This is a genomic window from Polaromonas sp. P1_F9 (genome assembly GCF_056405615.1).
In genome coordinates this window covers 1-26,419 of the sequence record NZ_JBFUBT010000011.1, presented here as the reverse complement: position 1 = coordinate 26,419, position 26,419 = coordinate 1, and the positions used below count along the sequence as shown (strand labels likewise).

Annotated in this window: 32 protein-coding genes and 1 riboswitch; of the genes, 12 read left to right on the top strand and 20 right to left on the bottom strand. The window is 60.5% G+C overall.

Annotated elements, in window-relative coordinates:
* Positions 1-84 precede the first annotated feature (84 nt).
* The 6 genes from AC1DYR_RS21790 (at position 85) to AC1DYR_RS21765 (ending at position 6,143) form a co-directional block, all read left to right on the top strand.
* Positions 85-1,317 carry a CaiB/BaiF CoA transferase family protein gene (locus AC1DYR_RS21790; RefSeq protein WP_477706913.1) on the top strand — a complete coding sequence of 411 codons (1,233 nt, stop codon included), beginning with the start codon at positions 85-87 and terminating at the stop codon, positions 1,315-1,317.
* 49 nt (positions 1,318-1,366) lie between these two features.
* A complete protein-coding gene (locus AC1DYR_RS21785; protein WP_477706912.1) occupies positions 1,367-2,422 on the top strand; it encodes an amidohydrolase family protein in 1,056 nt (351 codons plus the stop codon).
* 22 nt (positions 2,423-2,444) lie between these two features.
* Complete coding sequence (locus AC1DYR_RS21780) at positions 2,445-3,179, top strand: alpha/beta fold hydrolase (RefSeq protein WP_477706911.1); 735 nt, start codon at positions 2,445-2,447, stop codon at positions 3,177-3,179.
* Positions 3,176-3,658: a thioredoxin domain-containing protein gene (locus AC1DYR_RS21775; RefSeq protein ID WP_477706910.1), complete on the top strand. Its 483-nt coding sequence runs from the start codon at positions 3,176-3,178 to the stop codon at positions 3,656-3,658. Before AC1DYR_RS21780 ends, AC1DYR_RS21775 begins: the two co-directional genes overlap by 4 nt.
* A gap of 197 nt (positions 3,659-3,855) precedes the next feature.
* Positions 3,856-4,398 carry a GrpB family protein gene (locus AC1DYR_RS21770; protein ID WP_477706909.1) on the top strand — a complete coding sequence of 181 codons (543 nt, stop codon included), beginning with the start codon at positions 3,856-3,858 and terminating at the stop codon, positions 4,396-4,398.
* Between the two features lie 190 nt (positions 4,399-4,588).
* A riboswitch (glycine riboswitch) is annotated at positions 4,589-4,710 on the top strand.
* A gap of 119 nt (positions 4,711-4,829) precedes the next feature.
* Positions 4,830-6,143, top strand: a complete 1,314-nt coding sequence (locus AC1DYR_RS21765; RefSeq protein WP_477706908.1) for a D-amino acid dehydrogenase — start codon at positions 4,830-4,832, stop codon at positions 6,141-6,143.
* Positions 6,144-6,209: 66 nt separating this feature from the next.
* On the opposite strand, the gene AC1DYR_RS21760 is transcribed toward AC1DYR_RS21765, so the two are convergent.
* Positions 6,210-6,809 (bottom strand): OmpW/AlkL family protein, encoded by a 600-nt coding sequence (locus tag AC1DYR_RS21760; RefSeq protein WP_477706907.1) that lies wholly within the window; start codon positions 6,807-6,809, stop codon positions 6,210-6,212.
* Between the two features lie 269 nt (positions 6,810-7,078).
* On the opposite strand from AC1DYR_RS21760, the gene AC1DYR_RS21755 reads away from it, so the two are divergent.
* From AC1DYR_RS21755 to phnD, 3 genes are all read left to right on the top strand, one after another.
* Positions 7,079-7,285, top strand: coding sequence for a DUF1737 domain-containing protein (locus tag AC1DYR_RS21755; protein ID WP_457281622.1), 207 nt, complete (start codon positions 7,079-7,081; stop codon positions 7,283-7,285).
* Positions 7,285-7,818: a DinB family protein gene (locus tag AC1DYR_RS21750; protein WP_477706906.1), complete on the top strand. Its 534-nt coding sequence runs from the start codon at positions 7,285-7,287 to the stop codon at positions 7,816-7,818. The genes AC1DYR_RS21755 and AC1DYR_RS21750 overlap by 1 nt, the downstream gene beginning before the upstream one ends.
* Before the next feature lie 214 nt (positions 7,819-8,032).
* Positions 8,033-8,998, top strand: coding sequence for a phosphate/phosphite/phosphonate ABC transporter substrate-binding protein (gene phnD, locus AC1DYR_RS21745; protein ID WP_477706905.1), 966 nt, complete (start codon positions 8,033-8,035; stop codon positions 8,996-8,998).
* Positions 8,999-9,363: 365 nt separating this feature from the next.
* On the opposite strand, the gene AC1DYR_RS21740 is transcribed toward phnD, so the two are convergent.
* The 5 genes from AC1DYR_RS21740 to AC1DYR_RS21720 form a co-directional block, all read right to left on the bottom strand.
* The gene (locus tag AC1DYR_RS21740) at positions 9,364-11,799 is read right to left on the bottom strand and encodes a response regulator (RefSeq protein WP_477706904.1); all 2,436 of its coding nucleotides are present in this window, start codon (positions 11,797-11,799) and stop codon (positions 9,364-9,366) included.
* Positions 11,796-13,091 carry a sensor histidine kinase gene (locus AC1DYR_RS21735; protein ID WP_477706903.1) on the bottom strand — a complete coding sequence of 432 codons (1,296 nt, stop codon included), beginning with the start codon at positions 13,089-13,091 and terminating at the stop codon, positions 11,796-11,798. The genes AC1DYR_RS21740 and AC1DYR_RS21735 overlap by 4 nt, the downstream gene beginning before the upstream one ends.
* Positions 13,088-14,896: a DAHL domain-containing protein gene (locus tag AC1DYR_RS21730; protein ID WP_477706902.1), complete on the bottom strand. Its 1,809-nt coding sequence runs from the start codon at positions 14,894-14,896 to the stop codon at positions 13,088-13,090. The genes AC1DYR_RS21735 and AC1DYR_RS21730 overlap by 4 nt, the downstream gene beginning before the upstream one ends.
* The gene (locus AC1DYR_RS21725; protein WP_477706901.1) at positions 14,893-15,927 is read right to left on the bottom strand and encodes a cytochrome-c peroxidase; all 1,035 of its coding nucleotides are present in this window, start codon (positions 15,925-15,927) and stop codon (positions 14,893-14,895) included. Before AC1DYR_RS21725 ends, AC1DYR_RS21730 begins: the two co-directional genes overlap by 4 nt.
* 543 nt (positions 15,928-16,470) lie before the next feature.
* Positions 16,471-17,184, bottom strand: coding sequence for a DUF4197 domain-containing protein (locus tag AC1DYR_RS21720; protein WP_477706900.1), 714 nt, complete (start codon positions 17,182-17,184; stop codon positions 16,471-16,473).
* A 15-nt stretch (positions 17,185-17,199) separates the two neighbouring features.
* Between AC1DYR_RS21720 and AC1DYR_RS21715 the strand changes: the two genes are divergently transcribed.
* Positions 17,200-17,715: a TlpA disulfide reductase family protein gene (locus AC1DYR_RS21715; protein WP_477648235.1), complete on the top strand. Its 516-nt coding sequence runs from the start codon at positions 17,200-17,202 to the stop codon at positions 17,713-17,715.
* Positions 17,716-17,890: 175 nt separating this feature from the next.
* Here the strand turns inward: AC1DYR_RS21715 and AC1DYR_RS21710 are convergent, their stop codons facing one another.
* Complete coding sequence (locus AC1DYR_RS21710) at positions 17,891-18,346, bottom strand: c-type cytochrome (RefSeq protein ID WP_477706899.1); 456 nt, start codon at positions 18,344-18,346, stop codon at positions 17,891-17,893.
* Between the two features lie 189 nt (positions 18,347-18,535).
* Between AC1DYR_RS21710 and AC1DYR_RS21705 the strand changes: the two genes are divergently transcribed.
* Both AC1DYR_RS21705 and AC1DYR_RS21700 read left to right on the top strand, forming a co-directional pair.
* Positions 18,536-19,222 (top strand): cytochrome b/b6 domain-containing protein, encoded by a 687-nt coding sequence (locus AC1DYR_RS21705; protein WP_477706898.1) that lies wholly within the window; start codon positions 18,536-18,538, stop codon positions 19,220-19,222.
* A gap of 84 nt (positions 19,223-19,306) precedes the next feature.
* Complete coding sequence (locus tag AC1DYR_RS21700) at positions 19,307-19,795, top strand: GNAT family N-acetyltransferase (RefSeq protein ID WP_477706897.1); 489 nt, start codon at positions 19,307-19,309, stop codon at positions 19,793-19,795.
* A 161-nt stretch (positions 19,796-19,956) separates the two neighbouring features.
* Here AC1DYR_RS21700 and AC1DYR_RS21695 read toward each other — a convergent pair whose 3' ends face one another.
* From AC1DYR_RS21695 to AC1DYR_RS21635, 13 genes are all read right to left on the bottom strand, one after another.
* The gene (locus tag AC1DYR_RS21695) at positions 19,957-20,463 is read right to left on the bottom strand and encodes a redoxin family protein (RefSeq protein ID WP_477706896.1); all 507 of its coding nucleotides are present in this window, start codon (positions 20,461-20,463) and stop codon (positions 19,957-19,959) included.
* A gap of 216 nt (positions 20,464-20,679) precedes the next feature.
* Positions 20,680-20,949, bottom strand: a complete 270-nt coding sequence (gene rpsQ / locus AC1DYR_RS21690; RefSeq protein WP_457281635.1) for a 30S ribosomal protein S17 — start codon at positions 20,947-20,949, stop codon at positions 20,680-20,682.
* Complete coding sequence (gene rpmC, locus AC1DYR_RS21685) at positions 20,946-21,155, bottom strand: 50S ribosomal protein L29 (RefSeq protein WP_431098894.1); 210 nt, start codon at positions 21,153-21,155, stop codon at positions 20,946-20,948. Before rpmC ends, rpsQ begins: the two co-directional genes overlap by 4 nt.
* Positions 21,156-21,167: 12 nt before the next feature.
* Positions 21,168-21,584: a 50S ribosomal protein L16 gene (gene rplP, locus AC1DYR_RS21680; RefSeq protein WP_122954483.1), complete on the bottom strand. Its 417-nt coding sequence runs from the start codon at positions 21,582-21,584 to the stop codon at positions 21,168-21,170.
* 24 nt (positions 21,585-21,608) lie between these two features.
* The gene (gene rpsC / locus AC1DYR_RS21675) at positions 21,609-22,517 is read right to left on the bottom strand and encodes a 30S ribosomal protein S3 (RefSeq protein ID WP_457281636.1); all 909 of its coding nucleotides are present in this window, start codon (positions 22,515-22,517) and stop codon (positions 21,609-21,611) included.
* A 12-nt stretch (positions 22,518-22,529) separates the two neighbouring features.
* Positions 22,530-22,859, bottom strand: coding sequence for a 50S ribosomal protein L22 (gene rplV, locus AC1DYR_RS21670; RefSeq protein WP_007866508.1), 330 nt, complete (start codon positions 22,857-22,859; stop codon positions 22,530-22,532).
* Between the two features lie 10 nt (positions 22,860-22,869).
* Entirely contained in the window at positions 22,870-23,148 is a 279-nt protein-coding gene (gene rpsS, locus AC1DYR_RS21665) for a 30S ribosomal protein S19 (protein WP_007866503.1), read from the bottom strand.
* Between the two features lie 9 nt (positions 23,149-23,157).
* On the bottom strand, positions 23,158-23,982 hold the full coding sequence (rplB, locus tag AC1DYR_RS21660; protein WP_011481232.1) for a 50S ribosomal protein L2: 825 nt from the start codon (positions 23,980-23,982) through the stop codon (positions 23,158-23,160).
* Positions 23,982-24,317 (bottom strand): 50S ribosomal protein L23, encoded by a 336-nt coding sequence (gene rplW, locus AC1DYR_RS21655; RefSeq protein WP_457281637.1) that lies wholly within the window; start codon positions 24,315-24,317, stop codon positions 23,982-23,984. Before rplW ends, rplB begins: the two co-directional genes overlap by 1 nt.
* Positions 24,314-24,934, bottom strand: coding sequence for a 50S ribosomal protein L4 (rplD, locus tag AC1DYR_RS21650; RefSeq protein WP_011481230.1), 621 nt, complete (start codon positions 24,932-24,934; stop codon positions 24,314-24,316). Before rplD ends, rplW begins: the two co-directional genes overlap by 4 nt.
* Positions 24,934-25,617: a 50S ribosomal protein L3 gene (gene rplC / locus AC1DYR_RS21645; RefSeq protein ID WP_011481229.1), complete on the bottom strand. Its 684-nt coding sequence runs from the start codon at positions 25,615-25,617 to the stop codon at positions 24,934-24,936. The genes rplD and rplC overlap by 1 nt, the downstream gene beginning before the upstream one ends.
* Positions 25,618-25,833: 216 nt before the next feature.
* The gene (gene rpsJ / locus AC1DYR_RS21640) at positions 25,834-26,148 is read right to left on the bottom strand and encodes a 30S ribosomal protein S10 (RefSeq protein ID WP_007838118.1); all 315 of its coding nucleotides are present in this window, start codon (positions 26,146-26,148) and stop codon (positions 25,834-25,836) included.
* A gap of 25 nt (positions 26,149-26,173) precedes the next feature.
* Positions 26,174-26,419, bottom strand: a 246-nt coding sequence (locus AC1DYR_RS21635; RefSeq protein ID WP_477686924.1) for an EF-Tu C-terminal domain-related protein, incomplete at its 5' end; no start/stop codon positions are given.

Below are 26,419 nucleotides of genomic sequence, written 5' to 3'. Positions count from 1 at the left end.
CGACCAACCGGTTTTCTCCCTCTTCCCTCTGAGAGAGCGCAAGGGTAACGAGCCGCCAGCCTCCATAGAGGCAAAATGGCGCACATGAACTCCCTATCCGGCATCCGCATCCTCGACCTCTCCCGCGTACTCGCGGGCCCCTGGTGTACCCAAACACTCGCCGACCTGGGCGCGGATGTCATCAAGATTGAACGGCCCGGCACGGGCGACGACACGCGGACCTGGGGCCCGCCGTTTTTGAAGGATGCGCAGGGGACCGATACCGAAGCGGCCTATTACCTGGGCACGAATCGGAACAAGCGTTCTGTGACCTGCGACATTGCACAGCCTGCGGGCCAGGCGCTGGTGCGTGAGCTGGCTGCGCATTGCGATGTGTTTGTGGAGAACTTCAAGGTGGGCGACATGGCGCGCTATGGGCTGGACTATGCGACGCTGAAGGCCATCAACCCACGCCTTGTTTACTGCTCTGTCACGGGCTTTGGGCAGAACGGGCCTTATGCGGACCGTGCGGGGTATGACTACGCGATTCAGGGCATGGGCGGGTTGATGAGTGTGACCGGCGAGCGCGACGATCTGGGGGGCGGGCCGCAAAAAGTCGGCGTGGCGGTGGCGGACTTGATGACGGGCATGTATGCGACGGTGGCAATCCTCGCCGCGCTGCGCCATGCCGAGAAAACCGGCGAGGGCCAGCAGGTGGATATGGCGCTGCTGGATACCCAAGTCGCCATGCTGGCCAATCTGGGCGCCAACTATCTGGTCAGCGGCAAGGCGCCGGGCCGGGCGGGCAATGCGCACCAGAACATCGTGCCGTATCAGGTGTTTGAAGTCGCACCGGCCGCGGATGGCAGCAAAGATCACTTGATCCTGGCGGTGGGCAATGACTCGCAGTATGCGAAGTTCTGTGCGGTGGCCAACATCCCTGAGCTGGCGACCAACCCGCTGTTTGCGAAGAATCGCGACCGCGTGCTGAACCGGGGCCAGCTGGTGCCTATTCTGGAAGCCGTGATGAAGACACGCAGCAAAGCCGACTGGCTGGGTGCGCTGGAGGCGGCAAAAGTGCCGTGCGGCGCCATCAACAGCCTGGCAGAGGTGTTTGCTGACCCGCAGATTGAGGCGCGCAAGATGGTGACGGAGTGGAAGCACCCGGTGAAGGCGGATTTGAAGCTGGTTTCCAGCCCCATCCGCATGAGCGCAACACCGGTGCGGACCGATTTACCGCCGCCGCTGCTGGGTCAGCACACGGATGAAGTGCTGCGCGAGCTGCTGAACTATTCCGAAACGAAGCTGTCCGAGTTGAAGGACGGCAAGACGATTTGACCGGCGGGCAAGCCTGCCCGGCATTCACCCACACAGGAGAACGCTTCGCATGATGATTCGACGCCGCATGATCACCGCCATGCTGGGCCTGCCCCTTGGCGCCGCCTTGCCCGGGCTGGGTCATGCCCAGGCCATGGCCGACTTCGGGGTGCTGAAAGCCGGGTATGCGCAGCGCCTGAAGAAAATCCTTGCGGCAGGCGAGCTGCCTTATGTGGACATCGAGAGTTCCTGCAACCCCGGCAAGCTGGACATCGATTTCGTGGCGAAGAACATGGACAGGCTCAACATTGGCCTGATGGCTCTGTCGGCGGATATAGGCCAGGGCGAGTTTAAAAAGGGCGTGCGCTTCAACGCCCTGTCGGAAAAACTGGTTGCAGCCTATCCGGACCGCTTTATCCCGGTGGGCAACGGCGGCCAGCCGCCGGCGCTGACGGAAGCGCCCACCGAATTCATGGACGGCCAGGAGGCGGCCATCGAGAAACGGCAAATCATGTGCCTGGGCGAGTATGAGTTTCGCCACTACCCGTCGCCACGGCAGGTCAAACACGGCATGGGGGACGACCGCGATGTCCAGATCCCCATTGACGGCCCCGTAGGCCACCGCGTCTTCGCGCTGAGCGAAAGAACCGGCGTCGCTTTCCAGATCCACTATGAAATCGAGGACGACTTGCTGACGCCGCTGGAGGCCATGCTGGCGCAGTACCCCAAGGCCAAAGTGGTCTGGTGCCATCTGGCGCAAATCCGCTACATCGAGCGGGCCACGCGTTACAACGCGGCGTATGTGGACGGCCTGATACGGCGCTTCGCCAACCTGCATTTCGACACGGCTTTCGGCGACTCCGCTTCAATCTATCCCCTGAGCAACCAGCGGCATGCGCGCGTCTGGGGCAGCGACGGCGGGCTGGCCCGTGAATGGCGCGACTTGATAGTCGCCCATCCGAAACGCTTTCTGTCGGCGCTAGATCTGGGCGGAGACCGGATGGACCGCATGGTGTCCTATGACCAGAAGCACCGCTATTTCCTGCAGCAGCTGCCGGAGAATGTCCGGCATCAGGTCGCGTACCGCAATGCCTGGTCGCTGCTGTTTGGCGAAGAATTTGCCTGAAGAAACACACGGAGGTAAAGCGATGAAACACAATTTCGTTTTGGTGCACGGCGCCTGGCACGGCGGCTGGTGCTGGCGGCGGGTGGCGCAGGCACTGCAGCTGGACCACCACAAGGTGTTCACGCCGACACTGACCGGCCTGGGCGAGCGCGCCCATTTGCTCTCACCCACGATCAACCTGGACACGCACATCAACGACGTGATCAACCTGATCGAGGCGGAAGAGTTGCATGAGGTGATTCTGGCGGTGCATTCCTATGCCGGCATGATCGGCACGGCCGTCGCCGACCGTATGCCCGACCGCATCAAGCATCTGGTGTATGTGGATGCGGTGGTGCCCAAACCCGGCGAGAGCTGGAGCAGCACGCAGGCCAGCGCCACGCAGCAGCAGCGCATGGCGGCGGCGCAGGCTTCACCCAGCTTCAGCTTTCCGGCGCCTGACCCAGAGGTGTTCGGCCTGCACGATGCCGACCGTGAATGGGTGAAGCGCCGGCAGACACCGCACCCCGGCAACACCTACCAGGCACCGCTGCAGTTTGACATGCAGCGCGTAGCCGCAGTGCCGCGGACTTTTGTCAGCTGCACGCAGCCCGCCCTGGCCACCATCGAACCCAGCCGGCTGCGTGTGAAAGACCCGAAATTCTGGGATGGTGCGTGGCTGCCAAATTCGCGCGTGGTGGAGATCAAGACCGGCCATGACCCCATGATCAGCGAACCGGCTGCGCTGACGAAGATTTTGCTGGAAAGCGCTGAATGAGCCCGATGGGCCGCCGCCAGTTCACTGCCGTGCTGGCAGCCGGGTTGGCCTTGCCCCAGCTTGCGCTGGCCAAAGACACGGCCTTGCCTGTGCCGGCCTCTTTGCCGGCGGCCGCTGGAATCGCCTTCGCTAAAAATGAACCACTCGTGCTGTTGGTCAGCCTGCCCGGCTGCCCTTTTTGCGAACTGGTGCGGCGCAACTACCTGTTGCCGGCGCAGCGTGACGGTAGCCTGCACGCCTGGCAGCTCAACATCAGCGACCACACGACACCGTTGACCGGCTTTGACGGCCAGGTGACGACAGCCGCCGCCCAGGTTGCGGCATGGAAGGCCGGTTTCACCCCTACGGTGCTGTTTTTGGGCCCAGCCGGGCAAGACCTGGCGGAACGGCTGGTTGGCCTGGCGTCTACCGACTTTTATGGCGCCTACCTGGAAGAACGGCTGGCACAGGCGCGCAAAGCTGTGCTGGCTCTCAGGTAAATGAAATGCGGGCCGCCAAATTCGCAGGCGTGGGGATTTCTGGTTGCTATTGTTTTAGTAGCTACTCGCGCCCGTTCTTATTGGGCTGAAGGCCTTTTTCATGTTCAAAAACGCCTTAAAAATGGCCCCACAAAGGATTCTGGCGTGCCGCGCAGTGTTTTTCGCCCCTGTACAACAACCTGCCAGCCGTCACCCGCATGACTGACGAGGAATCGCTGCTTGCCGCTATCCACGAGGAAGTGGTCTTGCAGGCCTACAACCCGGCCTGGCCCCTGCAGTTTATGGCTGAGCGGGACCGCCTGCTTGCGCTCTCCCCTCAGCTGCCGGCCCGCCTGATCGACATCCAGCACATCGGCAGCACGGCCGTGCCCGGTCTGGCGGCCAAGCCGGTGATTGACATGCTGGCCGGTGTGGAATCAATGGTGGCGGCTGAAGCGCTTCTGGCGCCGCTGTGCGCCAACGGCTACACGACCTCCGCTGAATTCAATGCCTCGCTGTCTGACCGCAAATGGCTGATGCGCTGGGCAGAAGGGCGGCGCACGCATCATCTGCACTTGGTGGTGCACGGCGGCGAGGTGTGGGCGCAGCGCCTGCGTTTTCGCGACGCCCTGCGTTCGGACCCGGCGCTGTCGGCGCGCTATGCCGCGCTCAAGGCGGAACTGGCGGCCAGGCACCCGGGTGACCGCGAGGCCTATACCGATGCCAAGGCCGCGTTTGTGAACGCAGCGAGCGAAGGCTGAGCCTCCCTGCTTCCTACTATTAAGCCGCTGAATCAACCCGCTAGACCTGTACTGAACGCCCTATTCACGCTTGGCAAAACAGGCTTCGGTGGTAAATTCAAACCCGTTCAAGCAGGAGAGCGCTGCCCCACAAGGCAGCCACCGAAGGCGCAAACTTCCATAATCGCTCAGGTCCCGTACTGCCCGGAACACACAGCCGTCTGGAGAGACGCCGCACGCAAGGTGCAGCGCACCGAAGGAGCAAAGCCGAGGCCTTTCATCGACATGGAAGCTGCGGCTGAATCTCTCAGGTAACAAGGACAGTGGAAGCGGCCGCAAGCATGCTGATAGGTATTGGCTTGGCGGTTGCCACGATTCTTCCGATTCAACAGCAACCCCTGGCACGGCGCTTGCGCTACTGCAATGTTCTGCTTGAATGAAAAGGATTCGCCATGAAAGTCATGGTTTTGGGGGCTGGTGTCACGGGTATCACCACGGCCTGGTATTTGGCGCAACGCGGCCACGAGGTGACGGTGGTAGAGCGCCGCAACGCGGCCGCGATGGAAACCAGTTTTGCCAACGGCGGGCAAATATCCGTGAGCCATGCGGAGCCCTGGGCCAACCCGGGTGCACCGCTCAAGGTGTTGCAATGGCTGGCGCGTGAAGACGCACCGCTGCTCTTCAGGCTGCGCGCCGATGTGAACCAGTGGCTGTGGGGGCTGGAGTTTTTGCGCAACTGCACGCCAGCGCGCACGGCACAAAACATCAAGCAGATCGTGAACCTGGGCATGTACAGCCGAGGCGCGCTGCAAAAACTGCGCGCCGAACTGGGCCTGCTGTACAACGCGCAGACCAAGGGCATCCTGCACTTCTATACCAGCCAGGCCGAGTACGACGCCGCGCAGGAGCCCGCGCGCATCATGCGCGAGCACGGCTGCGAACTCGACATGAAGACGGCCGACGAGTGTGTGGCGATTGAGCCCGCGCTGGCGCAATGCCGCGGCAGCATCGTGGGCGGCAGCATGACGCCCAGCGATGAATCGGGTGACGCCCGCGCGTTTACCGCCGCGCTGGCCGCGCGCTGCGAACAGGCCGGTGTGAAATTTTTGTACAACACCACGGTGCTGGGCCTGGATGCCGCAGAGGGGCAACTGAACGGCGTGCAGGTGGCGATGGGCAGCGGCGAGGCCGGCGGCAAGGTCGAGATGCTGAAAGCCGATGCGTATGTGATGTGCCTGGGCGCCTTCAGCGCGCAGTGGGCCAAGGTGCTGGGGCAAAGCCTGCGCATCTACCCGGCCAAGGGTTATTCGGTCACGCTGCCCGTGATCAACGAGGCGGCGTCGTACCAGGTCAGCCTGACGGATGACGAGTACAAGCTGGTGTTCTCGCGTTTTGGCAACCGCTTGCGCATTGCCGGCACGGCCGAGCTCAATGGCTACAACACCGACCTGAATCTGGTGCGCTGCAACGCCATCGTGCGCCGTGTAAAACAACTCTTTCCCGACATGACGGACGGCGAGGGCGCGCAGTTCTGGACGGGCCTGCGGCCGGCCACGCCGAGCAACGTGCCTTACATCGGCAAAAGCAAGGCCTCCAATGTCTTCCTCAACACGGGCCACGGCACGCTGGGCTGGACGCATGCCTGCGGCTCGGGCGCGGCAATTGCGGACATCGTGAGCGGGCGCGTGCCGGAAGTCGACTTTGCGTTTACCGGGATGGCGGCGCCGGGGCGTGTGATGGCATTGCCGGGGATGGCGAAGGCCTGAACCCGCGCCGCCGCAAGCGCCCCCCGAGAAGAGACGCGCAAGTTTGGGCGTCTCACCCTTTTCTGCTCAAAACCGCCAGCCGAGCCCCACACCCAACAACATCGGGTCGGCCTTGAACGTGCCGATGTTGGCGCCGCCCGCGGACACGTCGGTGCGGATGTAGACCTTCTTCAGGTCGAAGTTCAGGGACAGCTGCTTGCCGAGGGGAATGTCCACGCCGACCTGCAGCGCCGGGCCCCAGCTGTTGCGTTTGATGTCCACGCCAGCCGGCAGGCTGACCGCACTGAAGCGGGTGTAGTTGACGCCCGCGCCGACATAGGGCTTGAAGGCGCCCGCACCCAGCGAGTCGAAGTGGTATTGCGCCATCAGCGTGGGAGGCAGGTGCTTGAAGCTGCCGATGGCTGTGCCGCGGGCCGACAGCGTGTGCTTTTGCGGAACCGTCAGCACCAGCTCGACCGCGAAGTTGGGGTTGAAGAAATAGCTGATGTCGAACTCGGGCATCCACTTGTTGTTGATGGCCAGCCCGAGGCCGGTGCTGTCACCGTTGGCGCTGTCAAGGTGGACGGCGCGGGCACGGACCAGCCAGGGGCCTTCAGCGGTTTGGGCAAAAGCAGCACCCGACAAAACGGTGCAGACGGCAGCGGCGACAATGATTTGCTTTTTCATGGGTAAGTAACAGAAGAGACGGGAACATTCCCGTCATTGATTGGAGCCGTACGGCCCGTTGGGCGGCTTGATCTGGCGCAAATGCGGCCCAGCCGTCAACGCAATCAGCGCAAACCTTGCGGCAGGTCAAATAGGGGTAGCGCCTTCGGTGGCTGGCGGGCGCCCGGATCCTGCGTGGCGTGGCGCACTATCTCCGCGGTCACGACCAACACTGCAGCATCTGCACGGACACGGTAATATCGCCCTCCGTTCATCAGCCGCCTGCCGCCATGACATCACCCGCCACCACGCCCCCCGACGGTCTTCCCACCTACAGGCTCCTTACCGGCCCGGATGACGCAAGCTTTTGCCGCCGCGTGAGCGAGGCGCTGGCGCTGGGTTACGAGCTTTACGGCTCGCCGGCGGCGACCTTCAATGGCGAGAACGTGATCGTGGCGCAGGCGGTGTTGTGGCCTTCGCTGCGCAAGGCCGGCTGATGGGCCCTGCCCTGCCCCTGGACCCCGCAACGCTTCAGGCCATGGCGGATTTCCCGCACCAGCTGGAGCAGTTCTACGACGCAATTCCTGAAAGCCACAAGGCTTGGACACCGCCGTCGTGGGAAGGCATTCCGAGCGAAAACTTCACGGCCATTGCGCAGGTCTGCCACGTCAGGGACATCGAGATTGACGGGTATCACGTGCGGTTTCAGCGCACCTTGTCTGAAACCAGCCCCGTGCTGGAGTCACTGGACGGCTACGTGCTGGAAAAGGAACGCAACTACGCGGCCGCTGATGCGCAGGAGGCCATCGCGGCGTTTCGCGCAGCGCGCACCCGGACGATGGCCATGCTGTCGGGCATCACGCCCGAACAACTGGGCCGCACGGCGCAATTCGAAGGTTATGGCGCCCTCACGTTGCGCAGCCTGGTGCACTACCTGTGCAGCCATGACCAGCAACACCTGGCCGGTCTGCAATGGCTGCTTGGGAAGGTGGATGCTGCTCGCATGGCGGATGCCGGGGGCGATTTGTAACGCCGCATATCAGGAAAGGTATTTTGCGCGCTACCTCAGCGGCCTCCGTTCAGCGAAAAAACCACAAACTTTCTGACGCAATCCCACTTTATGACCCTTTAGAGTCGGTCAACCTGTAAGTAAACGTTAGTTTGGAAGCACACTGGGGTTAACCGGCGTCTCTGCCGCGCGACCGCAAATGCGGTTTTATCCACAACTACCGGGATGATCACTCATGAAGTTTTATTTGCGCCATGCAGCAATATTGGCCAGCGCCGCTTGCGCCCTGGGTTCAGCAACAGCCCAGACCGACGAGGCGAAGCCTGCGCGCAAGGCGAAAGCAGCGGCGGCTACTCCCGCGCCCGAAAAGTATTCAGGCCCACGCGAAAAAATGGTGGTGGCCATGCCCAAAACCTACGGCAAGAGCGAAACCATGGCCTTGTGGGGCGACTACTTCAGCCACCTGTCACGCTGCGGAAACATCGACCTGCAAAACGCGCAAGGCGAATCGATGGACAAGACCAGCAACATCGACATCCTCGGTGAAAAAGAGCTGATTGAAGGCATCTCGACCGGCAAGGTCCAGCTGGCACAGGTCAACCCCGGCCTGGCTGCGCAGTTGGTCACCGCCGGCCAGCCGGCGCCGTTTGGCGTGCCAGGCAACAAGGCCAGCGGCGTGCGCAACTCCTACAAGCTGATTCTGATCACCCGCATCGACAGCCCGTACAGGGAGCCCAAGGACCTGATCGGCAAGAAAATCGCGCACACCACGCCAACCTCGAACTCGGGCAACCTCGCGCCGCGCGCGCTGTTCCCGGCGCTGGGCCTGACGCCGGACAAGGACTACGAAGTCGTGTTCTCCAACGGCCACGAGCGCTCCGTCACGGGCGTGATGCATGGTTTTTATCCGGCCGCAGCCGTGGCCAGCGATTTGTACCAGCGCATGGTCGTCAAGGGCGACGTCAAAGGCTCGAGCATCCGCACGATCTGGGAAAGCCCGCCTTTCATGACGGAAACCTGGACCATGAGCAAGGACGTTTCGCCCGAACTGCAGGCACGCGTCAAGAAATGCTCGTTCAGCTACAGCTTCTCGCCCACACTGAAAAAGCAGCTGCCCGGCAACGACACCTTCCTGCCCATCAACTTTGATCGCGACTTCGCGACGGTGATGCAGGTCTACCGCGCCAGTCAAAAGAAGTAAGGCCCCCACGGTCGCTCACTTCGTGTAGCTCCCGAGGCCTTGCAGGCCGCGGCTCGCGAGACGCTTCGCCTCTGTCGCCCGTCCAAGCCTGCGCAGGCAGGCTTGGAGCCGCGGGCTCCAGCCCCTCGGGGGCCGCCCGCCTGCGGCCCGGCAAAGCCGAAAAATTGGTGCACCCCTATCGGGCTCACTGCGTGTAGCCCTTTTCCCCTTGCAGGGGACGGTGCTTGCGGCCCGGCAAAGCCGGTTCCGCGGCACCCGTGGCTTGAAGAGTCCGATGGCGTAACTAACGGGGGTATTTCACCAGCGGGGGCCGCGGAACCGGCTTTGCCGGGCCGCAGGCGCCGCCCCCTCGAGGGGGGAACAGGCTACACGCCAGTGAGCCTGGACGGGGGTGGGTCTACAGTCAGGGGTGGGTGAACCGTCCCCCACAGGCTTTCATCAAGCACCCGCTGCAGGGTTCGAATCAGTTCTTCGTTGGAGGTGTGTGCTTTCACCAGCACTGCCTCCGCGCGCTGGCTTTGTTTCGACTCCACATCGTGTGCAGAAAACACGACCACTGGCGGGACGATGTCCAGCGCTTCAATGGTGTCCAGCAACCCCCAGCCCGAGCCGTCCTTCAGCGTCAGGTCGAGCAGCACCAGGTCGTAACGGCGGCGCGCCAGCTGGTCGCGCGCCTCGCGCAGCGTGGCGGCAAATTCAAAGGTGGCAAAGTCCTGGGCAATGGCTGCGGCAATGCGCTGGATATCGAGGTCGTCCTCGACGTGCAGAATGCGCGGCCGGCCTTCGGCCATGTTGCCGATGGCACGGTGCAAACTGAGGATCAGCAGGTTCTCGTCAATGGGTTTTTCCAGCCATGTTGAAACCGCCAGCGGCTGGGTATTAAATTCGAGTTCGCCTTCTTCGGCGTTGGCCGAGACCACCACGATCGGCAGGTCTTTCGTCGCCTCTTCGCGGCGCAGTGCACGGATCAGGCTGATGCCGTCCTGGTCGGGCAGGTTCAGGTCGACCGTCATGGCAGCGTAGGGCATCAGCCTGACTTGCTCCAGCGCCTGCCCTGCGCTGTGCACCATGTCCGAGTCAAAGCCGCCTTTATCAAGCATCAGGTTGATCAGGCGGGCAATGTCGGGATCGTCTTCGCAGACCAGGATGAGCGGCCTGGTCGCCGCGCCGGACCTGATGCTGGTTTGAATCGGCGCTGGAACCGCCTCGGGCAGTTCAAAGAAGAAAACAGTTCCGACGCCGGTTTCCGTCGTGAACCCGATCTGGCCGCCCATCCGCTCCACGATGGCGCGCGAAATGTTCAGGCCCAGGCCTGTGCCACCCATTTTTCGGGTGTCCGATGTGTCGGCTTGCGAAAATTTCTGAAAGATGCGTTTTCGGAACTCTTCGGGAATGCCGGGGCCGCTGTCGGCGACTTCCACCCGGACCCTGCCGTTCTTGCACAGCAGCCGGACTTCCACGCGGGACTGGGCCGGCGCGAATTTCACGGCGTTGGACAACAGGTTGGTGATGACCTGGGTCAGCCTGTCGCTGTCGACGCTGACCCTTACCGCCTCTGCCGGGGCATCCAGGACCAGTTTGACGTTGTGCTGGCCTGCGAAGCCTTCGTTGGCTGTCAGGGCTTGCGCCAGCAAAGGCTGCAGTTCCATCTGCTGGAAGTCAAAACGCATTTTTCCGGATTCGATTTTTTCGCTGTCCAGAATGTCGTTGATCAACCTGATGAGCCGCTCGCAATTGCTGGTGGCGATGCCAACCAGGTTTTTGGCCATGGCCGGCAGCTCTCCGGCCACGCCGCCGGCGATCAGGCCCAGTGAGCCGCGAATGGAGGTCAGCGGAGTGCGCAACTCATGACTGACGGTAGAGACGAACTCACTCTTCATGCGGTCAATGCGCTTGAGTTCGGTCACATCGGTGCCCAGCGAAAAAAAACCGACGACCTTGCCTTCGTCCTCGTTTTCGCCGTAGCGCGGAAAGTACTGCATGACGTAGTCACGCAGCTGGCCATCCGACGTTGCCTGCGTGCGGTCGTATTGCGCCGCGTAACCAGCGAGCGCCTCTTCAATCTTGCCCCGCTCTTTTCCGTAGAGCTCGCCACCCATCAGCTCACGCATGGTCTTGCCGTGGATCTGGACGTGCTTCAGGCCAAGAACTTCTTCGTAGGCAAGGTTATGGAACTGAAAGCGCTGTTCGGCGTCGATGTAGGCAATCAAGGCGGGCACGCTGTCCGTGATCTGACGCAGTTGTGATTCGCTGTCATGCAAGGCGCGGGTGCGCTCCTGCACGGCTTCCTCCAGGCCGCTCACCTGCGCCGCCGCCTGCTGCGCCAGCTCCCATTTGGTGGTCAGCATTCTTGCCAGCTGGCTGACCTCAACAGGATCAAACGGTTTTTTCAGAATCAGCAGGCGGTCCCGGGCTTGCAGCCGTGCGAATACGTCCTCCCAGGCGTGGTCGGAGTAGGCGGTGCAGATGACGATCTGTATCTGTGGATCTACACGCCAGAGCCGTTCGATGGTCTCCACACCGTCCCAGCCCGGCGGCATGCGCATGTCCACAAAGGCCATGGCATAGGGCCGCCCGGCCCGAACGGATGCCTCGACCTTGTCCAGGCCTTCACGTCCCTGGTAGGCCGAGTCCAGTTCAAAGCCATCATCGGACACTGGTGCAGCATCGCCAAACAACAGGGCTTCGGCATCGTCCAGGTCATGCGCAACCGGCCTGGACGCAAGAATTTTCCGGAAGTCTTCGTGGATGGACGGCATGTCGTCGATCAGCAAAATGCGCCGGTTCTGCAGTTGAGTCATGGCTGGCTCCTGTGTTTTTTCGCATCAGCCGGGCTTTCATCGGGCGAGTGTTGCCGCACAGGCGATGGTATGGTGAAGAAGAATGTGGCACCCTGCCCCACCGCGCCTTCGGCCCAGATACGACCGCCGTGACGGGAAATGATCCGTTGAGCGCTTGCCAGCCCGATTCCCATTCCTGCAAATTCACCCGGCGAATGCAGGCGCTGGAAGGTGCCGAAAAGTTTGTCTGCATAAGTCATGTCAAACCCCGCGCCGTTATCACGGACGAAATAAACCGTACTTTCGTTGTCGGGGCGCTGCGCCCCAATCCAGATCTCGGGGGCAGCGGCATGGGCGGTGAACTTCCATGCGTTGGAAATAAGGTTTTCCATTACCTGGCCCAGCAACGCGGAGTCACCCACAGCGGCAAGGTTGGGCGTTATATGGACTTTCACGTCCCGCGCGGTATTGCGTTTCTGGCAGTCCCCGCGCACGCGCTCGGCTATTGCCGTGAGGTCGACGGTCTCGATCTTCAGGTTGGTACGGGACACCTGGGCCAGCAGCAGAAGGCCATCCGTGAGCTCACCCATTTGCCTGACTCCCTCGCGGATCCGGCTCAGGTAATGCCTCGCGCGTTCCGCCGCATCACCGCTGACGGCCTTTTGCAGCAAATGGCTGAAGCCGTCAATCGAGTTCAGGGGAGAGCGCAAGTCATGCGCGAGCGAATACGAGAAGGCTTCGAGTTCCTTGTTGGACTGGCGCAAAGCCGCTTCGGTTGCCCTGAGATCCTGCACGGTATCTTCCAGGCTGCTCACCTGTGCTGCCGCGCGCCGCGCCAGCTCCCATTTGGCGGTCAGTGTTCTCGCGAGCTGGCTGACTTCGATCATGTCGAATGGCTTTTTGAGCACCAGCATGCGGTCCTGCACGTCCAGCCGCGCCAGCACATCTTCCCAGGGGTGGTCGGAGTAGGCGGTGCAGATCACGATCTGCACATGCGGATCAACGCGCCAAAGCCGTTCAATGGTCTCCACCCCGTCCCAGCCCGGCGGCATGCGCATGTCCACAAAGGCCATGGCATAGGGCCGCCCGGCCCGGATGGATTCCTCCACCTTGGCCACACCTTCGGCGCCTTGATAGGCGGAGTCGAGTTCAAAATCACTGCAGGAAATCTGCGTGGCCTCACCAAACAACTCGGCTTCGGCAGCGTCCAGATCACGCGCCGCCGGTTTCGCCGCGAGGATTTTGCGAAAGTCCTCATGGATCGACGGCATGTCGTCGATCAGCAGGATGCGCTGGTTCTGTAGCTTCGTCATGGTTTGGCCTGCGCGATATCCATTGGCAGCTCCAGTGTGAAGGTTGCACCCAGACCCAGCCCGTCGCTGTGAGCGGAAAGTGTCCCGCCCATCTGGCCCACCGCCAGCGCGCAACTGTGCAAACCAAAGCCGTGGCCTGTTTTGCGCGTCGTAAATCCGTGCGAGAAAATCCGCGTGAGGTTTTCTGCCGGTATCCCCTCTCCCACATCCATGACAGAGACCCGCAAGGTCGAGTCGCCAACAGGCTCCACCCGCAGCGTGATCTTGTGCGATCCGGCCGGCATACCCGCCATGGCATTTTTGGCGTTGCTGATCAGGTTCACGAGGATCTGCAGGACCCGTGAGCGGTCCAGCAATGCTTCTGGCACCTGCGCGAACTCCTTCACCACAGTGACCCCGTGGCGCGCCAGTGAGACACCGTTCATCCGCAGGGCGTCCTCCACCAGGTCGCTGATCTGCACCGGTTCAACGATGCTGCTTCCGCCTGCGTACGATTGCTGGGTGGCGACGACGTCCTTGATGTGGTCGATGCTTCTGGTGAGGAGTTCCAGTTCCTTGAGCATGCCCTGCTGTTCCTGCACCAGGGTCTGGGAGATCCCATTCAGATAACCGGGCAGTATCTTGCCCTTCTCGTCGTGAACCAGAAAATGGGCCAGATCCGTGGCGTGCTCGTTCATCAGCTGCACCCCCCGGGAAAGCCCCTGCACCCTGGATTTGTGCAAGGTACTGCCGATGAGGTCGGCCGAGACGTTGACGCTGTTGAGGATGTTGCCCACGTTGTGCAGCACATTGGTGGCGATCTCGGCCATGCCCGCCTGGCGCGCCGCAGTCATCAGCTCGCTTTGCGCCTGGCGCAGCTCCTGCGTCCGTTCCTGCACGCGCTGTTCAAGGTGCTCATTGGCCGCCTGGAGTTCCGTGTTGACGCGCCGGATCACGGCATGGCTGCGCAACACGTGAAGGGCTGCATACAGCAGCAGGGCCACCAGCACCGCCGAGAAAATCAGCAGGTAACGGCCGTAGCGCTCGCCCTCCACCCCCGCGCGCTGCTGCTCGATCGTTGATACATCGTTGGCCGTATCGAGCAGTTTGGCGGTCGGTGCCGAGGAAATACCTGCGAGAAGTTCGTTGACTGTTTTTTGTTCGCGCAGGATGGTCTGGACATGCGCGCGGAAGATCCCCAGCCTGTCGGCAATGCCCGGCGGAGTATGGTGCAGCTTGCCGTCAAGCCGGCCCAGCTCCTCTTCTATCTCGGCCCCTTTTTCGTCGGTCGGGCTCTGGCTGTACAGCATGCTCGCGAGCAGCAGCCTGCTGACGCCAGACGAAATCTGCCGGAGCGCCAGCTCTGTGGCGCCGCGGCCGGGCCCGAGCGACTGCTGGACATCTTCCGCTGCGGTGGGAAGAAAGGCCAGCGAGTTTCGCAGCACAGAGTTGTGCGACTTGAATTGCTCGATCAGGACAGCTTTGTCCTGCACGGCGCGTTCCAGCGCCGCGAGCTTGTCCACCTGTCCGGATGCATCGTGCTTGTGGGCGTGGGTGTCCGACTCGAGTTGTTCCATGAGCCGGGCCATCTCGCCCTGGTTATCGGCCAGCGCATCGTAGTGCGTGTTGATCCCGATCCTGGACTTCAGCACATCCAGCTCCCATTGCGCGTCCAGCTGCTTCAGGTGGCGCAGCACGGCCATATCCTCAAAGTAGTGCGACTCGTCAAAGCTTTGGGTTTTGCTATACAGGAACACCAGGATGGACAGCAGCACGGCGGTGATTGCCGCCATAGGCGCCAGGGCAAGTTGATTCGGTTTTTTCACGGCTTGAAGTCCCGTTCGCCGGTGAGCGTATTGAGGAACCTGACAATGGATTCCTTGTCTTCCCTGGAGGCAACGCGTCCGAGTTGGTACCTGAACATGACATCGACGGCATCTTCCAGTGTCTTGGCCGAGGCATCGTGAAAATAAGGCGCCGTCAGCGCGATGTTTCGCAGGCTCGGTACCTTGAAGACGTGCTTGTCGCTTTCCACCTTTGTGACGAGGTACCGGCCAAGATCGGCCTCCGTCGGGTTGCCCCTCTTTGCGAAATAGTCGCCCATGACGCCGAACTTCTGGAACATGTTGCCGCCCACATTGACGCCCTGGTGGCAGGCAACGCACCCGTACTGCTTGAACCTGGCGTAGCCGACCTTCTCCGCGTCGGTAATGGCGTTGGCGTCGCCGCGCAAATATTTGTCAAAGCGCGAATTAGGTGTGATCAGCGTCCGCTCGAATGTCGCGATGGCGTTCTGGATGTTCGCTTTGGTCACGCCGTCTTTGTAGGCTGCGGCAAACGCGCCTTTGTATTTCGCGTCGTCCGCTATCTTGCGAACCACTTCTTCCCACTTCGACCCCATCTCGATCGGGTTCAGCATGACATGGTCCACCTGGGACTCCAGCGATTCGGCGCGGCCGTTCCAGAATTGCCTGAAATTGAGCGCCGCATTGAACACCGTCGGGGCATTGACACCGGTCAGCCCGCCGTTGAGCCCGACGGAGCGGTCGCGGCCATCACCGCCGCCCTTGGTCAGGTCATGGCAGCTGAAACAGGACACGCGCCCATTTCCGGACAGGCGCGGATCGTGAAACAGCTGCCGCCCGATTTCGGCACGTGCCGGGTCCTGCTTCAGCGTGAGGGGGATTGGCTGGATGGGCTCATTGAGCAAGGGGGCCGCGAAGGCGGCATGAGAGGCGAACGCCAGCACAGTCAGGAATAACTTCAGCCGCACACCCAATCCCGTGACCGCCAAAACCGTGGCGGCAGAAGGGTCTGGGCTGGCGCCCCTGGGGCATTGATCGGGGTGCTCGTTCATGGCTCACCTCGTGGGTTTCGTGCGGGGAGTGCGAAGCGCGAATCCGAACCGGACGCAACCCCGAAGCGTGAACCGCAAGGTTGCCACCCACTGAGAAGCGGTGGCTGTCCTTCTTGATGATAAATCCATGTTTCGGCAATTGTCCGGATTTGCTGATGTTGCGGCGCTTCATGCCGGCGTCGATCCGTTGCCCCCCAGCCACGAGACGAAGCCTGCATAACCCAGCTTGGCGGCTTGAGCGGCATTCTTCACATACCGTCGGTGATCCGCGGTATCTGCAGCCGCTCCAGACCGTTCGCTGCAACCTCATCAGAGCACGTTTACTGGCGAGGCTGTTAAGGCATTTCCCGCGTGGTCATATTTACCAACCGCATGTAAGCAAATGCGTTTTTTTGGAGCCACCCGGCCCATGAGAACGCCGTTCCTGTTCCTGTACCAAATTCCGGTGTCTTGCCCTTCATGCTGCTCACTTTTTGATAGCTGCTTGTGCTTGCCCTATATGGGCTAGAGGCGAATTTTCGACACAATATTTCAGAAAAACCGTTATTTCATCGACCCGAACACCTTCTTGAGAATGGCGCTGCCCGTGCCTACCGGGTCTTGCCGGATCTTCTTTTCTTCCTCGCCGATGATCAGGTACAGGCCGTCCAGCGATTTGCCGGTCACGTACTGCTGGATGTTGGCATCTTCTTTCTTGACCAGACCAAATCCGGCGGCCCTGCCGGCGAATTCGTTGTACTTGTTGGCCAGGCCGACTTTTTCGGTGGCTTTGGTCACCACCGGCAGGAATTTCACGCCCAGCGGGGTGCGGGTTTTCTCGGCGAAGAAAGTGGTCACCGAGGTTTCGCCACCCGTCAGGATGTTCTTGGCGTCATTCACGTTCATGGTGCGCACCGCATTGACCAGCAGGTCCTTTCCCATGGGCACGGCAGCTTCGGCGGCCCGGTTGATGGACGTCACCAGTTCATCGATCCGCTTGCCCTGGCCAAAGTTTCTAAGCAATTTCGAGGCATCTTCTAGATATCCGGGTAAAGGAATGCGAACTTTTGGGTTGCCGAGGAATCCATCTGTCTTGCCCAGCAGGGCGACGGCGGCGACAGCGCCTTTCTCAAGGGCTGTTTTCAGGCCGGCGCTGGCGTCGGCATTGCTGATGCCTGACAAGTCCCCGAGCGAGAGTGCGTGGGCCTGGTGGTAAGTGGCCAATATCAGTGCGCCCAACGCGCTGACGCCGGCCTGGTTAAAATTGCGACGTTGCATGATGAGGTCCTTCCAATGAAATTGACATCCCGCCTGACAGTATGCCGCACGGCACTGGCCGGTATTTTGGCTGTGGCGGCCCTTGCCTGCCTGCCGGGATGTGGCGGTGCCGAGGCCGCGCCGGAGTCGACCTTTGTGCTGCTGGACGGCAGCAAACAAACCACCGCCGACTTGAAAGGCAAAGTCACCCTCGTCAATTTCTGGGCCACCAGCTGCGTAACCTGCGTGGCCGAGATGCCCAAGGTCATTTCGACCTACAACAAATACAAATCCCAGGGTTACGACACGCTGGCCGTGGCCATGAGCTACGACCCGCCCAGCTATGTCGTCAATTACACGCAGACGCGCCAGCTGCCTTTCAAGGTGGCCATCGACAACACGGGCGCAGTGGCCAAGGCATGGGGCGATGTCCAGCTCACACCCACCACCTACTTGGTCAACAAGCGCGGCGAGATCGTCAAACAGTACGTGGGCGAGCCCGACTTTGCGGCGCTGCACCAGCTGATCGAAAAGCTTCTCAAAGAGACCTGAAGCGTTTCGCTCCCCCAAAAGAAAAGCCGGTTCAAACGAACCGGCTTTTTTGTTGCCCAACCCCGGGGCGGAGATGTCTCCATTCAAGCGGGGGCCGAGGTCCGGCTTCGCCGGCCCCAGGCGCCGCCCCCTCGAGGGGGGAACAGGCTACACGCAGTGAGCCTGGACGGGGGTGTTACTGATTTCTGAACGCGTCGTGGCAAGCCTTGCAAGTGCCGGCCGTGGACGTGAATGCGGTCTTCAGGTTATCAAGGTTGCCGGTTTTGGCTGCGGCGGCCAGCTTGGCGGTCTCTGCGACGAGCTTTTCATGGCCTTCCTTGAACTTGGCTTGTTCGGCCCAGATTTCAGGCTTGGCCTTGGTGTTGCCGCCCTTGTCGGTGCCGGGGCCAAAACCGGCCCACGGAAGCTTGGCCATGTCGGCCACGATTTCTGCATTTTCCGCTGCGACTTTGGCATCGAAGGGGACACGGCCGTTGGCCATGGCGCCGACGCGTCCGAAGTGCTGGGCCATGACAAACAACGCACTCTGGCGGTATTTGATGGCATCTTCGGGTTTGGCAAACTGCGCGGAGGCCGGAGCAGCCATGGCCATCAATGTGGCGGCCGCGGCGATACAGGCAAAAGCTTTCATGGGTTTCCTCGTAGGTTTTTTCTTAAGATGGGGCAATGGCAACACACTTTGCCTGTTGCCATAGGGCTGAGTTTAGCCAGACCTGATAAGTTCCGCAGGAACTTATGCGCTACGGGAAAGCACCAAGTGGCAGCGAGGCCGTATATAGAGCACCGTTGCATAGAACAACCACAAAAACGAGGAGTGAGCATGTACACCAATAAGAATCTTCACAAGGTGCGCGTCTGGGATTTCCCCACGCGGTTTTTTCACTGGGCGCTGGTGGTTTGTGTGCTGGGGCTGGCCATTACCGGCACCATTGGTGGCAACGCCATGGTCTGGCATTTCCGGTTTGGCTATACCGTGCTGGCCCTGCTGCTGTTTCGCATTGTCTGGGGCCTGGTGGGTGGGCGCTGGTCTCGTTTTGGGGCGTTCATTTATGCGCCCCAAAGCGTCATCAGCTACCTCAAGGGCCAAGGCAAACCCGAGCACGGTGTCGGCCACAGCCCGATCGGTGCTGGTTCGGTGTTCGCCATGCTGGGATTTCTGGTGGCCCAGGTCGGCACGGGCCTGCTGAGCGACGACGAAATTGCCTTTGCCGGCCCGCTGACACGTTTTGTCTCCAATGCCACCGTCGGCCTGGCAACCAACTATCACAAGAACATTGGCAAGTGGGTGCTACTGGCCCTGGTGGTATTGCACATCGCGGCCATCGTTTATTACCTGACCCGCAAGCACAACCTGGTCGGCGCCATGCTGCACGGTGACAAGGAGCTGGTGATGCCGGCCCCGCCATCGCGGGACGACACGGTCTCGCGCCTGGCTGCGGCGCTGATCCTGGCGGTCTGCGGCGGCGTGGCTTACTGGGTGTCTACACTGGCCGCGCCTGCATTTTGATGCCACCGGCCGGGGTGTCCCCCGGGCCTGCTCTCCAGTTGCAAATCACGGTAAACTGGTTGTCGACTTCTCCCCCGCCGATCCGTGCAACGCCCCTCCATCCAGTTCATCACGCCCGACACGCCGGAGCAGCTGGCCGCCACGCGCCTGATTTTTCGCGAGTATGCGGAGCAGCTGGGCATTGACCTGTGCTTCCAGAACTTTGAGGCCGAACTGGCCGAACTGCCCGGTGAGTACGATGACCCTGAGGGTGCGCTGCTGCTGGCCCTGGTCGACGGGGAAGTCGCCGGCTGCTGTGCGCTGCGGGCACTGGATTCGGTCGACTACCCAAACGCGGGGGAAATGAAGCGGTTGTACGTACGCCTGCCGTTTCGCCGCTTCGGTCTGGGCCGGCAGCTGGCGGAAGCGATTTTGGACGCGGCGCGCGTGGCGGGTTATTCCTCGGTGCTGCTGGACACGCTGGACGACATGGAATCAGCGCGCGCCCTGTATGCCGAGCTGGGATTCTCCGAGATCCCACCCTACTATCACAACCCGATCCCGGGTGCGCACTATCTCAAGGTCGATTTTTAGGAAAAACATGCCGCAGACCAATAGGATCTTGCGCGAGCAGCTATGCTATTGATAGCAATTAACTGACCGGCGTCAATCCGCCATCACCAGCAGAGCACAAAAAAGCCGCTGACAAAGAGGCAGCGGCTTTGACAGACCCGTAAGGGCCAGGGGCAGCGTGATCAGCCCTTGGCTTGCGCCAGCAGCGTGGCGGCATCACTGACTTCAAACTTGCCGGGGCCTTCAACATTCAGGCTGGCGACCTTTCCATCCTTGACCAGCATGGAGTAGCGGTTGCTGCGCAGGCCCATGCCGCGCGCCGTCAGGTCCAGCGTCAGGCCCGTGGCCTTGGCGAACTCTGCACTGCCATCGGCCAGCATACGAACCTTGTCGCCGGTCTTCTGGTCGCGTGCCCAGGCACCCATGACAAACGCATCGTTCACGCTCAGGCACCAGATCTCGTCGACACCTGCAGCCTTGAAATCGGCAAATTTCTCCACATAGCCAGGCACATGCTTGGCCGAGCAGGTGGGCGTGAATGCACCGGGAAGCGCGAACAACGCGATGGTCTTGCCGGCGGTGGCCTTGGCCACGTCAACCGGGTTGGGGCCAATGCTGCAGCCGTTGCCTTCAACTTCAGAAAATTCCATCAGCGTGGTGGCCGGAAGGGTGTCGCCTACTTTGATCATGGTGTGCTCCTCAAATAATAAATGGGTTGAAAATCAACTCCCGCAGTTTAGTGCGGAGCTGAAAAGCGTGCGCTCACTGTGTAGAAACCGACCTGACCTTGAAGGGCATACCAGGGAACACAGCGTACACATTGCCGGCGCAAACAAAAATGGCCCACCAAGGTGAGCCATTTTTCAGAGAGTGACTTGACGTCAGCCTTGAGGTAAACCCAAGACTTAAACGACCGCAGCCTTTTCAACCAGACGGGTCACAACCCAGTTCTTGGTCTTGGAGATCGGGCGGCTTTCGGTGATCTCGATCACATCACCTGTGTGGTACTCGCCCTTTTCGTCATGGGCGTGGTACTTGCTGGACAGCGATACGATCTTGCCGTACAGCTCGTGCTTCACACGACGCTCAACCAGAACCGTCACGGTCTTGGCGCGCTTGTCGCTGACCACCTTGCCGATCAAGGTGCGCTTGAGGGATTTTTTAGCTTCCGTCATTTTTTGGCTCCTTGCTTGACGATGGTTTCGGCCAGGATAGTCTTGGCGCGAGCGATGCTGCGACGCGTGGAACGCAGCGTGGAAAGGTTGGTCAGTTGCTGCGTGGCTTTTTGCATGCGCAGGCCAAAGTGGGCTTTTTGCAGCTCTTTGACTTCGGTTTTCAGGCCGGCAACGTCTTTTTGGCGGAGTTCAGTGGATTTGGTCATGGTCATTTCCCCTTACTGGCCAATCATGCGGCTGACGAAGGTGGTGCGCAGCGGCAGCTTGGCAGAAGCCAGGCGGAACGCTTCGCGGGCCAGCTCTTCGGGCACGCCAACGATTTCAAACACGATCTTGCCGGGCTGGATTTCAGCCACGTAATACTCTGGGTTACCTTTACCGTTACCCATACGCACTTCAGCAGGCTTTTGGGAAATCGGCTTGTCCGGGAAGACACGGATCCAGATACGGCCGCCACGTTTGACGTGACGGGAAATCGCACGGCGTGCGGCTTCAATTTGACGGGCCGTCAGACGGCCACGGTCAGTGCATTTGAGACCGAAGTCACCGAACGCAACCGAGGAACCCCGGGTTGCGATGCCGGTGTTACGGCCTTTTTGCTCTTTGCGGTATTTTCTGCGAGCGGGTTGCAGCATTTTGATTCTCCGTTAATAGACCGATTACTCGGTCTTGGCACCGTCAGCTGCTGCAGCTGGCGCGGCTTTACGGACGCGCTTAACGGTGGTTTTCGGGGCTTCGCTACCAGGAGTAGCTTCAGCCGGCTTGTCGCTTCCATCTACCGGAGCGGTGTTAGTCGCACCGCGTGGTGCACGGGCACCGCGTGGAGCAGGACGGTCGGAACCAGGGCGATCGCCAGGACGGGCATCACGGCGTGGGCCGCGCGGCTTGCGTTCTTCGTCGGCTGGTGTTTCCACCATCTTGGCGCCTGGTGCATCGTTGCGGCCCAGCGTGTCGCCCTTGTAGACCCAGACCTTGACGCCGATCACTCCATAGGTGGTCTTGGCTTCAGAGGTGCCGTAGTCGATGTCGGCGCGCAGGGTGTGAAGGGGCACGCGACCTTCGCGGTACCACTCGCAGCGAGCGATTTCAATGCCGTTGAGGCGGCCGGACGACATGATCTTGATACCCAGGGCACCCAGACGCATGGCGTTTTGCATGGCGCGCTTCATCGCACGGCGGAACATGATGCGTTTTTCAAGCTGTTGCGTGATGCTGTCAGCGATGAGCTTGGCATCAATTTCAGGCTTGCGAACTTCTTCGATGTTCACGGCGACCGGCACACCCAGCTGGCGGCTCAGTTCTTTCTTGAGGTTCTCGATGTCCTCGCCTTTTTTGCCGATTACGACGCCCGGACGTGCCGAGAAAATCGTGATGCGGGCGTTCTTGGCGGGGCGCTCGATCAGAACGCGCGAAACCGCAGCGTTCTTGAGCTTGGCCTTCAGGTACTCGCGAACCTTGATGTCTTCGGCCAGCATGCCGGCGAAGTCACGGTTGCTTGCGTACCAGCGGCTAGACCAGTTGCGGCTAACTGCAAGGCGAAACCCGGTTGGGTTGATTTTTTGTCCCATATCCTGCTGCCTTTAGTTGCCAACGACCACGTACACATGGCACGTGGGCTTGCTGATGCTGTTGCCGCGGCCTTTTGCGCGCGCGGAGAAACGCTTGAGCGTGGCACCTTGTTCGACGTAGATGGTTTTCACCTTCAGTTCGTCAATGTCGGCGCCATCGTTGTGTTCAGCGTTGGCGATGGCGGACTCCACAACCTTCTTGATGATTCCAGCAGCTTTTTTCTGCGTGAAATTCAGGATGTTGAGGGCTTGATCCACTTTCTTGCCGCGGATCAGGTCAGCGACCAGACGGCCCTTGTCGACCGACAGACGAACGCCCCGGAGGGTTGCACGTGTTTCCATGGTCTTTTCCTTACTTTCTCACAACTTTTTTATCAGCCGGATGACCTTTGAAAGTCCGGGTGAGTGCGAACTCGCCCAGCTTATGGCCAACCATTTGATCGGTGATGTAGACAGGTACGTGCTGCTTGCCGTTGTGCACGGCGATGGTCAGGCCGATGAACTCGGGCAGGATCATGGAGCGACGCGACCAGGTCTTGATCGGCTTTTTGTCCTTGTTGGTAACGGCCTTGTCGGCTTTGGCTACCAAATGATGGTCGACAAACGGACCTTTTTTGAGTGAACGTGTCATGGGTTAGCCTTACTTCTTGCGACGCGAAACAATCATCACTTGCGTGCGCTTGTTGTTGCGGGTGCGGTAGCCCTTGGTCAGGTTACCCCATGGATCGACTGGATGACGGCCTTCGCCGGTCTTGCCTTCGCCACCGCCGTGCGGGTGGTCAACCGGGTTCATCACCACACCGCGAACGGTCGGGCGAATACCCATCCAGCGCTTCACACCGGCCTTGCCGAGACGGCGCAGGCTGTGTTCTTCGTTGGCGACTTCACCAATGGTGGCGCGGCATTCGATGTGGATCTTGCGAACTTCACCGGAACGCATACGCACCTGGGCGTAGGTACCTTCGCGGGCCAACAAGGTTGCAGAGGTGCCGGCGGAACGGGCGATTTGCGCGCCCTTGCCGATTTGCATCTCGATGCAGTGGATCGTCGAACCGACAGGAATATTGCGGATCGGCAAGGTGTTACCCACGCGAATCGGCGCTTCCGAACCGCTGATCAGCGTGGCGCCGACTTCAAGGCCGCGAGGGGCGATGATGTAGGTGCGCTCGCCGTCGGCGTAGCAGAGCAACGCAATGTGGGCCGTGCGGTTGGGGTCGTACTCGATACGTTCGACCTTGGCCGGAATGGCGTCCTTGTTGCGCTTGAAGTCGACCACACGGTAGTGATGCTTGTGACCACCGCCTTTGTGGCGAACAGTGATGTGCCCGTTGTTGTTACGGCCGGACTTCTGGAATTGTGGCTCCAGCAGCGGCGCGTAAGGCTCACCCTTGTGCAGGTGATCCCGGGAGATCTTCACCATCCCGCGCATGCCGGGAGAGGTGGGTTTCATTTTAATGACAGCCATTACGCAGACTCCCCACCGAGGTTGAGCTCTTGACCTGGCTTGAGCGTCACGTAAGCCTTGCGAATGTTGTCGCGGCGGCCCACGGATTTGCCAAAGCGTTTGGTCTTGCCTTTGATGTTGAGGACGGCAACCGACTGGACGTCCACCTTGAACATCAGCTGCACAGCAGCCTTGATCTCAAATTTGGTAGCGTCCTGCAGCACCTTGAAGGTCACGGCATTGGTCTTGTCCGCAATCATCGTCGCCTTTTCAGACACGATGGGAGCGACCAGAACCTGCATCAGGCGGCCTTCGTCGAATTTCAGTTTTGGAGAAGATGGGTTACGGGCGCTCATGCGAACATCTCCTTGAGTTGGTCCATGGCAGCCTTGGTGACCAGAACCTTCTTGTAGTGAACCAGCGACACCGGATCGGCGTAACGGGGCTCAACCACGAGAATGTTCACCAGATTGCGGGAAGCCAGGTACAGGTTTTCATCAACCACATCAGCGATGACCAGCACCGAGTTGAGGTTCATGGCCTTGAACTTGTCAGCCAGGACTTTCGTCTTGGGTGAATCCACAGCCAGCGAATCAACCACAGCCAGGCGGCCTTCGCGCGCCAGTTGCGAGAAAATGGACGCCATGCCGGCGCGATACATCTTCTTGTTGATCTTCTGCGTGAAGTTTTCATCAGGCATGTTCGGGAAGATACGACCGCCGCCGCGCCACAGTGGCGAAGACGTCATACCAGCACGTGCACGACCAGTTCCCTTTTGTTTAAAAGGCTTCTTGGTCGAGTGACGAACCTGCTCACGGTCCTTCTGGGCCCGGGTACCCTGGCGGGCGTTGGCCTGGAAGGCCACGACCACCTGGTGAATCAGGCTTTCGTTGTATTCGCGACCAAACACGGTATCAGGCACATCCACTTTGGACGAGGCCAGACCTTGGTCATTCAGGAGTTCGACCTGCATCAGTTCGCTCCTTTAGCAGCGGTGGTGGGCTTGGCCTTGATCGCGGCGCGAACCGTGACAAAACCGCCTTTGGAACCAGGCACAGCGCCGCGAATCATCAGCAGCTGACGGGCTTCGTCGATGCGCACGATGTTCAGGTTTTGCGTGGTCACGGTGACGTCACCCAGATGGCCCGTCATGCGTTTACCAGGAAACACGCGACCGGGGTCCTGCGCCATACCGATGGAGCCGGGAACGTTGTGCGAACGGCTGTTACCGTGCGACGCGCGCTGCGAGCTCATGTTGTGGCGCTTGATGGTGCCGGCGTAGCCTTTACCAATGGAGGTGCCCTGCACGTCCACCAGCTGGCCCACGGCAAACACGTCGGCTGCGGGCACAACAGTACCGGCAGCGTATTTGCCTGCGACATCAGCCGTCACGCGGAATTCTTTCAGGATTTCACCAGCTTCAACGCCTGCTTTTGCAAGGTGGCCGGCGGCCGGCTTGGTCACGCGCGATGCTTTGCGCGCGCCAAATGCCACTTGAAGGGCATCGTAGCCGTCATTTGCTTCGGTTTTAACCTGGGTCACGCGGTTGTTCGATACATCCACCACGGTAACAGGAACTGTGTCCCCATCATCCGTAAACAGACGCATCATGCCAACTTTGCGGCCCAGCAACCCGAGGGAGTTGCTCAGACTCATGATGTGTTCTTTCGTAACTTTCACCGCTGCGACTTCAATTGGCCACAGACGTTTTGATGTGAAAGACAGTTAATAAAACCGCCCAATTCACAAAGGCACGAAGCCAATATGCAAAGGACAGCCCAAGAGTATAGCCCAGGCTGTCAAAAATGGCAAACCCGGGCTAAAACCTGTCGATTTGGGGGCCGGCTTGTGGCCGAAACCCCGATTTCTTGCTTACTGCAGCTTGATTTCGACGTCCACGCCAGCCGGCAGGTCGAGCTTCATCAGGGCGTCCACGGTTTTATCCGTAGGGTCCACGATGTCCATCAGACGCTGGTGCGTGCGGATTTCCAGCTGGTCGCGGCTCGTCTTGTTGACGTGGGGCGAACGCAGGATGTCAAAACGCTTCATGCGCGTTGGCAGGGGCACGGGCCCCTTGACAATCGCACCGGTGCGCTTGGCAGTGTCAACGATTTCAGCTGCCGACTGGTCGATCAGTTTGTAATCAAACGCCTTCAGGCGAATGCGGATTTTTTGCTTGGTGGCCATGGTAATTCCTTATGGTTTGCGGAAATTACGCAATGATTTTGGCAACGACGCCGGCGCCGACGGTCTTGCCGCCTTCGCGGATGGCAAAGCGCAGGCCTTCTTCCATGGCGATCGGGTTGATCAGCTTGACGGTGATCGACACGTTATCGCCTGGCATGACCATTTCCTTGCCTTCTGGCAACTCGATCGCACCGGTCACGTCCGTCGTGCGGAAGTAGAACTGGGGGCGGTAGTTGTTGAAGAATGGCGTGTGGCGGCCGCCTTCGTCCTT